Source organism: Solibacillus sp. FSL W7-1464 (assembly GCF_038004425.1).
GTDB lineage: Bacteria > Bacillota > Bacilli > Bacillales_A > Planococcaceae > Solibacillus.
This window is the reverse complement of sequence record NZ_JBBORC010000001.1, coordinates 1,795,664-1,809,304: the sequence shown is the minus strand read 5'-3', so window position 1 is coordinate 1,809,304 and position 13,641 is coordinate 1,795,664. Positions and strand designations below refer to the sequence as shown.

Below are 13,641 nucleotides of genomic sequence, written 5' to 3'. Positions count from 1 at the left end.
TTTCCAACAAAGAAATGGGCTTTATATGTATTCTATTTTACAGCAGCCGTTTCCAACAGCCCTTCAATCGCCTTTTCGATATCCAAGAAGGAAGCATCCGGCTCAAAACGTTGGATGACACGGCCGTTACGGTCTACTAGGAACTTTGTGAAATTCCAGCGAATATTGCGGCCGATTAAGTAATCGGGATAGTTCGATTGAATTGTATTGTATAAATGTTTTTGCTGCATTGTCTCACGAACAAATTCCGGACAATCAACCTCGTGTTTTAAATAGTTGAATAGCGGATGGGTTTCATTGCCATTCACATTGATTTTATCAAATACTGGATATGTAACACCGAACTGAAGCTTGCATTGTCTTGCAGATGTTTCCCCGTCTTCCGGGTTCTGTTCACCGAATTGGTTACATGGAAATGAAAGTACTGTGAACCCTTTATCTGCATAGCGTTCATATAACTTTTGCATATCTTCATATTGGAAAGTAAATCCACAATTGCTTGCTGTATTCACAATCAACATCACTTGATCTCGATAAGTTTCCATCGAAAGGATCTCACCGTTTGTTTTTTTCACTAAATAATTATAAATACTCATTAAGCCATGCTCCCTACAACGTTTAGTATAAAACTATCATAGTATAAACTTCCCTAAAGTACAAAATTACTAAACCGAAAGTTGTAAAAAGATTAAGATTAACGCTTTGTTTTCCACATTGAAATACTAGATAACGGGTATCCATATGAATAGCAAGGGAAAAATAACGTTGTATGAAAGGAGCGAATAAAAATATGCCAAGGAAACTGGTAGCTGCCATTAAAAAGCACGCCCTGCCCTTTAATGAGCACAGTTTAAATAAAATCGTCGAGTCAATTGGTCATGCCAAAATTGTGATGATCGGTGAAGCTTCGCATGGTACATCAGAGTTTTACACAGTCCGAGCCGAGTTAACGAAACTGCTGATCAATCAAAAAGGATTTAATATTATCGCGGTAGAAGGAGACTGGCCATCTGCACAGGCAGTTAACCGTTATGTCAAAAGTTATGAAGATGATAATGAAACCGCTGCTGCAATCTTGAAAGAATCATTTAATCGTTGGCCGCAATGGATGTGGGCAAATGAAGAAGTAGAACATTTTGTAGAGTGGCTAAAGGATAAAAATAACACATTGAGCAATAAAGTCGGGTTTTATGGCATTGATTTATACAGTCTCTTTGAATCGATGGATGAAGTGTTCCACTTTTTATCTGAAAACCCTAAATACAAAGCCGATTTTGAACATGCAAAGAAAGCATTCTCCTGCTTTGAGCCTTATAATAGAATGCCGGAGCACTATGCCCTCTCCACTGCTCAATTTACGGATGAATGTGTGCGTGAAGTAACAGATTTGCTGAGATCGTTACGAAATAATAAGGAACAGTACTCGAACAAACATGAAGAAGATTTAAATGTCATGATGAATGCACTTGTCACCAAAAATGCGGAAACATATTACAGGGAAATGATGCAGGATGCGATTTCCTGGAATACACGCGATTTGCACATGGTGGAAGCGATCAATGAACTATTGAAGTACCACGGTGAAGATGCAAAAATCATTATTTGGGAACATAATACACATATCGGGGATGCTTCCGCAACAAGTATGAAAGAAGATCAAATGATCAACGTCGGTCAACTTATCCGTGAACAGTATGGAAAGGACAATACTTTTGCCATTGGTTTTGGCACGTATAAAGGTACAGTCATTGCTGCTGACAGCTGGGGAGATCCTCTGCAAGTGATTGATGTCCCCCCTTCCAAACTCAACACATGGGAAGGACAGCTCCATGCAGCTGGCGGGCAAGATAAAGTATTGATTTTTACTGATGAAAATCGGGAGTTGTTCAATGACCGGATTGGCCATCGTGCAATTGGTGTTGTCTATCACCCTGAATATGAAGCGTACCGGAATTATGTTCCATCAAACATCGGTTCAAGATATGATGTCTTTATTTACATTGAGCAGACAAAAGCATTAAAGCCATTATAAAGTAAGCCTACGTTTATCGTTTGGCTTGCTTTTTTATTTGGCTTAACCCCCAATACATTTCCATTTTATCCTATAATAAAGATGCGATTGATTTTCGACATTATGTTGTACAGGAGGAACCTATGATCAAAGAAGCGACACTTGAGCATGCATCTACAGCAGCACACCTTGCATTACTCCTTTGGCCCGGCAATGATTTACATGATTTTGTACAGAACATAGAAGATGTTATTAAAAATCCGAACAGTACAGTTTTCTTAGCATTTGATGATGAACAACCAATTGGATTTGCACAATGTCAGCTCCGTTTCGATTACGTTGAAGGAACACATTCCAGTCCGGTTGGCTATTTGGAAGGCTTATATGTAGAAGAGGTTTACCGTAGACAGCATTTCGCACAACATTTAGTGCAAGTTTGTGAACAGTGGGCTAAAACAAAAGGATGTACAGAGTTTGCGAGTGACTGTGAATTGTCGAATCAGGATAGTTTAAACGTTCATCTCAAATTAGGCTTTACAGAAGCGAACCGCATAATATGCTTTACAAAGAAACTATAGAGGGAGCGGTTGATTGTGGAGTTTAAAAGTATGGAAGCAACAGATTTAGCAATATGCACAGCAACATTTATAAAAGTATTTAATGCGGACCCATGGAATGACAACTGGAACTATGAAAGTGCATTCCAGTATTTATCCGATTACTACAATACCCCAAACTTTCTAGGCGTACTTGCTATAGAAGATGGTGAACTGCTAGGCTTTATAATGGGTGTGCAGCGGAAATGGTATAGTGGTGATGAATATTTCATCCATGAAATGTGCGTCGATCAGACGTTGCAAAATAAAGGTATTGGTAAAGCGATGCTGAACTATTTAGAAATCGAGCTGAAAGCCAAATCTGTCGAATCGATGACACTGCTCACAAACCGAAATATACCGGCAGAACAGTTTTATAAAAATAATGGCTTTGACGAAATTGAACGGCTCGTCTTTTTATATAAGGAAATTAAATAGTTCATTTTCGTAAAAAAATGGCTTACCTCTATTTGGTAAGCCATTTCTAAAAACTAATTTGATAGGGCAATTTTAATATGAGCGAAATGATGCTCCTCATGCCATGCCAGTTTCGCAACTTTTGCGGCAACTGTAACCGGCCCGTTTGTCTCATGGGTAAATTCCCTTTTCAGCTGGTCTTCAGTTAAATGCTGACCTAACGAAACGATGCGCTCGTTTATGCCTTCAAGCATTTTAATCGAGCTTTCTACAGGCAAGTCATTGTCTGGCAGAACGGCCCACTTCTCTTCATCAAACCCCGGTACTGTCGGATTGTCGTCCGTTAGTGCCAGCTTCAGTCGCTGATACATGTTCAGCTGTGAATCGGCAATATGGTGAACAAGCTGACGAACGGTCCAAGCACCTTCGCGATATGTTTTATTCAACTGCTCTTCATTTAGTGAATCGACAACTTCTCTTAAACGTGTCGTATAGGATTCCGTTTGTTGTAACCATTCCTTTACATTATCAAGTGTCACCTGTTCAGGCACTTGCAATGGACCAATCGGAAATCTTACATCCATGTTAAAACGCCACCTTATCTATTTACTCTTTAATGTTTGATTTTGTCATCTTCTAATAACATTGTCCCATGCTCTTTTAGATTGTTATGGAACGAGAATGCTTTTTCGAGAATATGCGGTGTTTGGCCGCCAACTTTTTCTTTTGCCTCTTCGAAATAAGCACGTAACTGTTCTTTATATTTCGGGTGTGAAATTTCAATCAATTTCTCTGCACGCTTCACTGGTGGGAGACCACGAAGATCCGCATAGCCTTGCTCCGTTACAATTACATCGACATCGTGTTCTGTATGGTCGATATGTGAAACGAACGGAACGATTGTTGAAATAGCACCGTTTTTCGCTAATGAAGATGTTACGAAAATTGTAATGCGTGCATTACGGGCAAAGTCCCCGGAACCGCCAATACCATTCATAATCTTCGTGCCGTTTACATGTGTCGAATTGACATTACCGTAAATGTCTACTTCAATTGCCGTGTTAAACGAAATAACACCTAAGCGGCGAATGACTTCCGGGTTATTCGAAATTTCCTGTGGGCGGAACATGATTTTATCCTTGTACTTTTCCAAGTCTTCCGCCAGTGATTCCACACGCTTTTTGGAAAGTGAGAATGCCGTACCAGCAGCGAATTTTACAATTCCCGCATCGATCAGGTCAAACACACCATCTTGCAGTACTTCCGAGAATACTTCAAGATCTTTAAACTGAGATTTTTGCATTCCGTTTAATACGGCATTCGCTACCGATCCAACGCCTGACTGAAGTGGTGCTAATGATTCCGGTAAATTCCCCACTTCCACTTCATTTGCCAGGAATGCCAGTAAATTATCCGCAATCTTCTGTGTTTCTTCGTTTGGCTCGAATAATGGTGATGGAATATCCGGCTGCTCCGATAAAACAATTCCTTTTACTTTCGCCGGGTCCACTTTAATTCCGATTTCACCGATTCGGTCCCCTGTACTATAGATAGGAATTTCTCTACGTTCACCTTGTGATTTCTGAATATAAATATCATGAAGCCCTTCATATGCTTTTGGGGCAGTTGTATTAATTTCGATAATGACATTTTCAGCTTTTTCTACAAAAATCGGTGAGTTCCCTACTGAACCTGTTGGAATGACTAGACCGTCTTCTGTAATGGCTGCTGCTTCAATGATCGCATAGTCAATTTTACCAAGTGAACCTTTACGAACTTCTTCTGCTGTATGTGATAAGTGCTGATCAATATAGAAAATTTCTCCGTTATTGATTTTACCGCGCATAATCGCATTTCCTTGATAAGGCACACGCAGGTTGATGATTCCTGCTTCTGCCATCGATTGGTCAGCAGTCGGGCCTAATGATGCACCTGTATAAAGATTTACTTTGAAATTTTCCTGCTCTCCCCGTTTAGAAAGTGCAAGCGGAAATTCTTTTGGCTCTCCGAAAAGTGTAAAACCACTCATACCCAGATTCATGCCGTCTTCAATCCAAGACGCGGCTTCCTCCGCTGAAACAACTTTGTTTAAAAACGCTTCATTTCTGATGAACTGACTTAAATCTTTTCCCATTAACAATCACCCCAAAATAGTATTTTTAGTTCGATGTTACGATGAATTTCTGTAAATCCATATAGCCAATTAAAAAATCCGTTACACCTTATTTTTTAATCGCCTTATCTACATTGTAATGAGAGATTCGTCTTTCGTCCATTAGATACTTCCTATAATTTTGATAGAAGAAAACTATAGTATATAAAAAAGCGGATTTAAGGAGTTTTCTTTCACCTAAAACAATATTTTTTTGTAACACAAATCTATTGACAAAACGCGATATCCATACATTTCACACTTGAAGTTTACCGTAGAAGTATCCATTGTTGCGATAACATTTTCAGAAAACTCTGCTTGATAAAAAAAACCTCTTCTTTAAAAAGAGGTGCCGTCTATATTAAAACTGCTTCATCCATTCCAGGAAGTTTGCAATAACGCTATCTAAAAATGCGATTGTCGCTTCATCTGTCAGTTGCCCTTGCACATCAATTTTTTCATGAACTGCTCCAATATACACTTCATTGCCAGGTAAAACCGGTGAATTTAAGCCAATCGCAAATAAAATATCGCGTAAATGCATTTGGGCTTTAACAGAACCTAATATCCCCATAGATGATCCCATTATGATGGATGGCTTGCCGTTCATCACCTTGTCCACACGGCTTAGCCAGTCGATCGCATTTCCTAATACCCCAGGAATTGTAGAATTGTATTCAGGTGTAATCCATAGAACTGCATCTGCATCTTTCACTTTGGCCTTAAAGTTACGTACGGTTTCAGGAGCTTCCATTTCGATATCCTGGTTATACATTGGCAGAGGAGCCAGATCCAGAATTTCCAAATCGAATTTATCTGCATAACGGCCCTGAATATATTTTGCGATTTTTAGATTGTATGATTCTTTACGGATACTTCCTACAATTGCTACAACTTTCATATAGAAAAAAACCTCCATTATTTTAGAATTAATCGATAAATATCTTACTCCTGCCTTAAATGGACAATGATTTTAGTTTGCGACTACCGTTTATAGATATACCCAACATCCTAAAGTGACGAAACCAACGAAAAACACGTAAAAGTTCATTAAATAAAACTTTTACGTGTTTCCGATTATTTTATTCACTTAATGATGGGCATGATCAATTGCCTGATGAAGCAAGTTGATCACATGGTCATCTGCGCTTGTATAGTACAGTGTCGTACCTTCACGTCTGAACTTTACTAAACGCAAGTTCTTCAAAAAACGCAATTGGTGGGAAACCGCCGACTGATTTAAGTCGAGCTTTTCCGCAATGTCATTTACCGAATGCTCTTCACAGCATAACATGTTTAAAATACGGATTCGTGTCGGATCGCTTAACGCCTTGAACGTTTGCGAAACGACAAACAATGTTTCTTCATCCAATTCATGTTGGGTTCTTTTTTCCATTGTCATACGATCTAACACTCTTTTCTCCTATACGACAGGCATATTTGATTAATGATGGTGGTGGTGCTGATGGCTTGAATCTTGCTTCGCTGTACAATAAACCGAATGATCATGCTTATGCGTATTTGACTCCACTTGAATCGTCACATGATGAATATTTTGATGAAGCAAATCATGTTCAACTTTCCCTAAAAGTTGCTCGCTTTCCTTTATCGTCAAGTCCTCATTTACAACAACATGGCAAGACAAGGCATTTAATCCACTAGTAATCGTCCAGATGTGCAAGTCATGAAGCGCTTTTATCTCCTCATACTTTTCAATCGTTTGTATGATTTCATCAACAGTTATATCTGAAGGTGTGCCTTCCATTAAAATATGCAATGAAGCTTTCGTTAAATGATATCCGCTTCGAAGCACAAGTGCGGCTACAAAAACACTGGCCAATGGATCTGCCCATCCCCAATCAAAGAACAGGATAAGCAAGGCGGCAACAATGGCACCGATTGAACCGATCATATCGCTGATTACGTGCAGATAGGCACCTCTCATATTTAAATTATCTTTCGTATCTGCACCGCGCATCATAATCCACGCAACTAAAATATTTACCGCCAATCCGATACTGCTGATGATGAGCATGCCGGTTGAAGCAACTTCAGGAGGATTCATGAAACGTCCAATGGCTTCGTAAAAAATGAACAGGGCGATGATGATTAATGTCAGACCATTCAGTGTGGCAGCTAATATTTCAATACGCTTGTAGCCAAATGTTTTACTGGCATTCGCTACTTTTTGCGCAAAAATAATGGCCATTAATGCAATTCCAAGTGAAACGGCGTCGCTTAACATATGTCCTGCATCTGACAGCAGCGCTAGACTGTTCGTCAGCACCCCACCGACCGCTTCGACAATCATAAACCCGGTAATAATTAAAAAGGATATAAACAGAACTTTCTTGTTCGTACTATGTGAATGATGGTGATGATGATGATGATGCTCTACCATTTATAACGCCCCCATTTACCTTTTTTATATATGAACATATACTCATATATTAACATATTACGAATTCAGAAAATTGTCAATTACATATGCCCATTTATGGTGACCATCTCTCATATTAGTCACTCTAACGGAACAGGTTACACCGAAACAGCCAAATGAGACAAGCTCGACGTTCTATATGTATTGCCTTTATCATCATACTTTTCGTTCCAAAGCATAAACGAAAAATACCAACTCAATTAGCAAACTAAAAACTGGTGAACCTCCGCAATTGAGGTTCACCAGTTTTTTTACCAATTTCGCGCTTCATTGGCTACGTACAGTCCGACTGTTTTGTTTTGCTTCCAAACATTGTTCCACCGTTTTAACGGAACGGATGCTTCCCCTGCATATGGTGCGATTTCGACCGTCATCGCAGGTCGGTCTTTTACTTTTGTAAAATAGTCTTCGGATGCTGCAATCGGCTCACTTTTTTTGGTTACAGGCATCAATTTATAGCCGGTAATGCTCGATACACCTTTCACCAACTTTTTCGTACGACTGAAATTGGTTTTCGTTTGGCTCCAATAAATAATCTGACCGGAAGAATGATACGAAACATAGGCTAAATGATTTCCCCGGTCGATGAGCTGTTTGATCGCGAGCGCTTCCGGTTCTGTATTTGGCGCTTTTCCTTTATATTCTTTGAACGAAGGTTTTGTCGTTTTAATTAAATGCCAGTTCACATTAAATTGACGATTCAGATCGACACCGTTCATGTTTGCTTTCCAGCGATTGAAATTGGTGCTGTTATTGTTCATCGCTTTAAGTTTTGTCAGCGATGTGTTTACTTTGCCGCCTTGTGCAAGTGTTACGCCATCAGGATTCACCATCGGCACAAATACGAGGCTCACTTCACTTAATATTTTCTTAACATCGTATTTTTCGATTTTCGTTCCGTTTACATAAGCATTTATATAAGTATCAATCATTTCCATCAAAACATTTGTTGTCATATGTTCACGTCCATGAAAAGACGCATCCATCAATACTTCCTTTTTACCCGTCCCAATTTTTAATGAATACAGTGGTCTCCCCTCCACCGAATTTCCGATCTCCTGCAATTTCGTCAGCGTTGGATACATTGTTGAAACAAGCTTTAGCTTTGCTGCCACTTCGTCATAGGAAATTACTTTTGCACCATCGACTAACTGAACATAATAAATATCGGTTATAGGAATAAAAGCTGATTTGGATGCATATTTGATCACTCCGGAATCACCTTTTAACGCCTGCAGTAATAGCTTGTCTCCTTTTGCTACAGTTTTTATGACTTTGCCCTGTTCATCTTTCAGTTCCGCATGCTTATTCGCAATCACCTGCACCGGGTATTTCCCAAACTCAATTGTAGCCGTCTCCGCTATAGCAGAATGTGCACTAAAATTGAAAATCGCTGTGAATAATAGACCGAATAATAATAGTTTCCTCATATAAGGCCTCCTGTAAAATTTACTAAAACTTTACATCTATACCCATAACTTTAAATTAAAAAACAGCCTAAGAAGTATTGATTCTCCTATCTTGCTGTGAATTTCTTAACTAATGTAATTTCATTATATTATTCGTCACACCTTGAATTGTACAGACGTTTTCTTCCCAATTAGGCTGTTGGAGCAGATGATCGATGTTGAAAAAGATTTGCTATACAAGTTTTATACAAACTAACTAAAAAACTCAGCAAGTATAAAGACCGTTCCATTCAGGGTTTGCATCAGCCGTATAAAATCCTGCATAACCTAATATTCATACATAAAGGCTCGAAACATTGATTTAACAACGTTTCGAACCTTTTCAATGTGTCCCCAAACTTTTATTTGGAAACATTATTTATGTTTATTTTGCATACTTTATAAATCCTTATTGCACAAAAGCTCCCGTTAGTTTAATAAGAATGATAGGCTTAAATTTTTCTACAGTAAAACAAATACACACTTGAAGCTATACTTTGAACAAAATACGTTATCATAATAATCAGTATAAAAGCTTCTGTTGGAACTAATTTCAAAGCACCAACTAGGATGACTCCTATTATAATTCCACCCGACAAGATTGAGTAAGAGAGGGATTTAGATTTATATATCAACTGTAATCCTCGTTCATCTTTAGATTCCTTGTTACTTTCAAATCTAATCTTATAAAACTCCGCTGCTATTACTAATATAACTAAGAAGAAAATTGCATATTCTATAATTAAACTCATTTATTATCCTCCTTGTAATTAAATACAGTTGTAATAGGAACCTCTAATGCATTCGCAATTTTAAAAGCTAGAATTAACGATGGGTTATATTTGTTTTTCTCCATGGCTGCGATTGTTTGACGACTCACCCCTATCTGGTCCGCTAATTGTTGTTGTGTCCATTTCTTCCTTGCTCTAAATACATTGATTTCATTTTCTAACATTTTTAACCCCCTACACCTTTATGAAAATTGTAATATATTTCTAACAATATGTAAAGAATATATTACAATCACTCCACATCACCCCCATGAATTGGTTCTTCATAATAAATCCTTTTTTTACTCCAAAGAGGTCCATTTACAATTCCCGTAACACTAATTGAGGTAACTGCTCCACCGTTCAATGTGTAAAAGTATATAGTCGTTTTATTATCAGGTGATTGAGTTGTTTCGTTATGCTTTTTCACAACTGTATTTACTGCCAAGCCTAATAAAAAAGCTATCGACAGGGGAACAAGACTACAGACTCGAGCCGTGCCCCTAGGAAAGCATCCGCCTTAACGGAGAAAAACGGCTGCGAAGTTGAAAAAAATAAAGCAGTCCAAATTTTACTGTTCGTAAAATTTGGACTGCTTTTAATTTAGAGGTAGGTTTTGACCCAGCCTCTGCCCGTATTAATTGTCTTTTACATCTTTACGATTTTTCTTCAGCATTTTTGATAATACTTCATATACAATCGGTACGATGATTAATGTTAATAATGTTGATGATAATAAACCACCAATTACTGTTACAGCTAGGTCTTGAGAAATCAGACCGCCGCCAGCTCCACCGAATGCCATTGGTAACATTGCACCAATTGTTGCAATCGCCGTCATTAAGATTGGACGTAAACGAGTTGCACCGGCTTCCAGTATTGCTTCACGCATGTTCATACCTTCGTGTTCCATACGGATAATGCGGTCTACAAGTACGATTGCATTTGTGACTACGATACCGATTAACATCAGTAATCCCATCATAACTGAAACCGAAATTGTAAGACCTGTTGCGAATAATCCAATCCATGAACCGATTACAGTAAATGGTAAAGAGAATAAAATCGCAAATGGTGCTAAACCTTCACCAAATGTTACTACTAAGATGAAATAAACAATTGCAATTGCTGCAATCATCGCTACGCCCAGTTGAGTAAATGTTTCAGCCATATCTGCTGCAACACCGCCTACACCAGTCGTAACGCCTTTCGGTAAATCTAAATCAGCAATTTTTTCATCTGCTGCAGATGTTGCTTTTGAAATATCTTTATCAGTAATCGTTGCAGATACTGTCGCAAAATATTCACCTTTTTGACGAGATAATGAATTTAAAGTTGTGCCTTCTTCAAGTTCAACAATGTCACCAATTGTCATTGTCTGACCAGTTGCCGTTTGAATCGGTGTTTCCAATAATTCATCAATATCCGCTGCCGCAGATTTTGCTTCACGTTGTACAACTACATTAATATCAGCGCCGTCACTTTCAACAGTTGTCAGCACTTCTTTTGCTGAATTTGTTTGTAAAGCCATTAAGATTTGGGCAGTAGTCAGACCGTATTGTAATACATTTTCCTGATCTACTTTAATTACATTTTCTACATATGGAGCAGAAGCATTTGATTCAACTTCATCAAGTCCTTTAACGTCCACTAGAACATCTTCAACTTGAGCGACTGCTTCATTTAACTTATTCAGGTCTTCACTGTATAGTGTATAGCTTACTTCATTCGATGACATACCCATCGCAAAGTTTTGCGTTTTCCATTCGCCTGATTGGTCAACGTTAAAGATATAGTCTTCTACTTCTTTTTTCGCTTTCGGGAAATCATCCATATCCGGATCGAAAATGGCATAGATTAACCCACCGCCTGCACCGCCGCCAGTCATCATTGCTGCAGCATCAGTAGAAGGTTCTGTGTTCACCGATAATTGTAAAACATCGATGTCTTTACGTTTCAGTAATTCCTGTTCTACTTCTTCAATGTTCGTCAGTGTCTCTTCCATCAATTCGCCAGTACCTGGTGTGTATGTTAAATACATCACTTTCTCTTCTTGAGAACCCATGAAACTAAAGCCGATTAATGGTGTTAACGCTAGTGAACCAACTAATAGAACAACCGCAATAATCGATGAAATCCACTTATGGTTTAATGTTTTTTCTAAGAAATTGCGGTATGTTACTGCAAGCTTACCAACTTCTTTATGCTGACTTTCAGACTTTTCACCGTAAATTTTCTTGCGGAATAAAGTGTGTGAAAGTGCTGGTACGATTGTAACCGCGACGATTAAAGAAGCGATTAAAGCAAATGACATTGTTAATGCGAATGGTACGAATAATTCCCCTACCATACCGCCTACAAATATAAGTGGTGCGAATACCGCAATTGTTACTAATGTTGAAGACATGATCGGCTTGAACATTTCAATTGTTGCTTCACGAATTAACGCACGGCCTTGTAATTTCTCTTCTTTCAAGTGCATACGACGATAAATATTTTCTACTACTACAATCGAGTCATCAATTACCCGTCCGATTGCAACAGTAATCGCTCCAAGCGTCATAATATTCAGCGTAATATCCATCCAGTGCAATGCCATTAATGCCATGAATACTGACACCGGAATTGAAATGATTGAGATGATTGTTGATTTAAAGTCACGCAGGAATAATAGAATAATCAATACTGCGATTAAACCACCAAATACCGCTTTTTCAACCATTGTAAAGACAGAATCTTCAATTGGTTTCCCTTGGTCTAAAGAAATATCGATTTTAAGACCTGAAATTGATTCCTGCTCTTCTTCGATTAAATCTTTTACTGCATTTGCTACAGTAACCGTATTGGCATCCTGACCTTTTACGATTTGAATCGCAATCGCATCTTTACCATTAGTTCGTGATACTGATTGCACTTTACCTACTTTTTCGATTTCAGCAATATCCCCTAGTTTTACAAAAGGAACCGGGTTTGTTTCAGAAGGTGTAACAGGAATCAGCATTTCTTTTAACTGTTCCACTGTCTTGAACTTGCCGTCAACTGCAACAGCCTGCTCGCCTTCTTCAAACTCGTATAATCCTAATGAGACTGCAAGGTCACTTGCCTGGATCATTTGCTTAACAGAGTCTTCCGTTAAACCTAGTTGTGCCATCTTTTCTTCATCATATGTGAAGGCTACTTCTTCAAGATGTTGACCTGTAACTGTCGCAGATGCAACACCGTCAATTTTGTTTAGTTTCGGCAGAATCGTTTTCTCTACTGTCGACGTCAGTTCAACAATATCTTCATCCGAACTACTTACTGATAAAGCAATAACAGGCATCATGTTCATACTGATTGCCATAATTGAAGGCTCTTGTGCACCTTCAGGAAGCTCAATATTATCTAAAGCAGCTTCTAACTGACGTTTCTTTTCATCCATATCCACGCCATATTCATATTCCACTTGAACTTGTGAAACATTTGATGAAGATGTAGAATATACTGCCTTTACATCTTCTAAACTTTCAACTGCCTTCTCATAAGGAATTGAAAGATCATCCATTACTTGCTCTGGTGTTGCACCAGGATAAACACCCATAACGATTAAGAACGGGATCGAAATATCTGGAATCGATTCCATCTTCATACGTGTGGATGAATAAATACCGGAAAACACGATAATGATTGTTAGTAACCATACGGCAAGCTTGTTTTTTAATACGAAATTAACTAAGCCTTTCACGGTTCCACCTTACCTTTCTTGACTATATGTAACCACCATTCTATAATAATGACTAGTCGGTCACGTGTCAATTGAAAGGGGCT

The 13,641-nt window shown here is 38.5% G+C and carries 14 protein-coding genes; 3 read left to right on the top strand and 11 right to left on the bottom strand.

What is annotated here, in order from left to right; translation table 11 throughout:
- Positions 1 to 32 precede the first annotated feature (32 nt).
- Positions 33 to 596, bottom strand: a complete 564-nt coding sequence (locus tag MKZ25_RS08775; RefSeq protein WP_340801174.1) for a glutathione peroxidase — start codon at positions 594 to 596, stop codon at positions 33 to 35.
- Between the two features lie 194 nt (positions 597 to 790).
- Between MKZ25_RS08775 and MKZ25_RS08770 the strand changes: the two genes are divergently transcribed.
- The 3 genes from MKZ25_RS08770 to MKZ25_RS08760 all read left to right on the top strand — a co-directional run bounded on the left by MKZ25_RS08770 (position 791) and on the right by MKZ25_RS08760 (position 3,045).
- Positions 791 to 2,032 (top strand): erythromycin esterase family protein, encoded by a 1,242-nt coding sequence (locus MKZ25_RS08770; RefSeq protein ID WP_340801173.1) that lies wholly within the window; start codon positions 791 to 793, stop codon positions 2,030 to 2,032.
- Positions 2,033 to 2,154: 122 nt separating this feature from the next.
- The gene (aac(6'), locus tag MKZ25_RS08765; protein WP_340801172.1) at positions 2,155 to 2,589 is read left to right on the top strand and encodes an aminoglycoside 6'-N-acetyltransferase; all 435 of its coding nucleotides are present in this window, start codon (positions 2,155 to 2,157) and stop codon (positions 2,587 to 2,589) included.
- A gap of 30 nt (positions 2,590 to 2,619) precedes the next feature.
- A complete protein-coding gene (locus MKZ25_RS08760) occupies positions 2,620 to 3,045 on the top strand; it encodes a GNAT family N-acetyltransferase (RefSeq protein WP_340801171.1) in 426 nt (141 codons plus the stop codon).
- Between the two features lie 53 nt (positions 3,046 to 3,098).
- On the opposite strand, the gene MKZ25_RS08755 is transcribed toward MKZ25_RS08760, so the two are convergent.
- From MKZ25_RS08755 to MKZ25_RS08710, 10 genes are all read right to left on the bottom strand, one after another.
- Entirely contained in the window at positions 3,099 to 3,608 is a 510-nt protein-coding gene (locus tag MKZ25_RS08755) for a YfiT family bacillithiol transferase (protein WP_340801170.1), read from the bottom strand.
- 29 nt (positions 3,609 to 3,637) lie between these two features.
- Positions 3,638 to 5,158, bottom strand: coding sequence for a succinate CoA transferase (locus MKZ25_RS08750; protein WP_340801169.1), 1,521 nt, complete (start codon positions 5,156 to 5,158; stop codon positions 3,638 to 3,640).
- Between the two features lie 379 nt (positions 5,159 to 5,537).
- Positions 5,538 to 6,077, bottom strand: coding sequence for an NADPH-dependent FMN reductase (locus tag MKZ25_RS08745; RefSeq protein WP_340801168.1), 540 nt, complete (start codon positions 6,075 to 6,077; stop codon positions 5,538 to 5,540).
- Positions 6,078 to 6,266: 189 nt separating this feature from the next.
- A complete protein-coding gene (locus MKZ25_RS08740; protein ID WP_079528762.1) occupies positions 6,267 to 6,578 on the bottom strand; it encodes an ArsR/SmtB family transcription factor in 312 nt (103 codons plus the stop codon).
- A gap of 42 nt (positions 6,579 to 6,620) precedes the next feature.
- Positions 6,621 to 7,577, bottom strand: a complete 957-nt coding sequence (locus MKZ25_RS08735; protein ID WP_340801167.1) for a cation diffusion facilitator family transporter — start codon at positions 7,575 to 7,577, stop codon at positions 6,621 to 6,623.
- A gap of 290 nt (positions 7,578 to 7,867) precedes the next feature.
- A complete protein-coding gene (locus MKZ25_RS08730; RefSeq protein ID WP_340801166.1) occupies positions 7,868 to 9,046 on the bottom strand; it encodes a M14 family zinc carboxypeptidase in 1,179 nt (392 codons plus the stop codon).
- 470 nt (positions 9,047 to 9,516) lie between these two features.
- Positions 9,517 to 9,816: a hypothetical protein gene (locus tag MKZ25_RS08725; RefSeq protein WP_340801165.1), complete on the bottom strand. Its 300-nt coding sequence runs from the start codon at positions 9,814 to 9,816 to the stop codon at positions 9,517 to 9,519.
- Complete coding sequence (locus tag MKZ25_RS08720) at positions 9,813 to 10,019, bottom strand: helix-turn-helix transcriptional regulator (RefSeq protein WP_340801164.1); 207 nt, start codon at positions 10,017 to 10,019, stop codon at positions 9,813 to 9,815. Before MKZ25_RS08720 ends, MKZ25_RS08725 begins: the two co-directional genes overlap by 4 nt.
- A gap of 68 nt (positions 10,020 to 10,087) precedes the next feature.
- Positions 10,088 to 10,264, bottom strand: coding sequence for a DUF5412 family protein (locus MKZ25_RS08715; protein ID WP_340801163.1), 177 nt, complete (start codon positions 10,262 to 10,264; stop codon positions 10,088 to 10,090).
- Between the two features lie 207 nt (positions 10,265 to 10,471).
- Positions 10,472 to 13,558 (bottom strand): efflux RND transporter permease subunit, encoded by a 3,087-nt coding sequence (locus MKZ25_RS08710; protein ID WP_340801162.1) that lies wholly within the window; start codon positions 13,556 to 13,558, stop codon positions 10,472 to 10,474.
- Positions 13,559 to 13,641 lie beyond the last annotated feature (83 nt).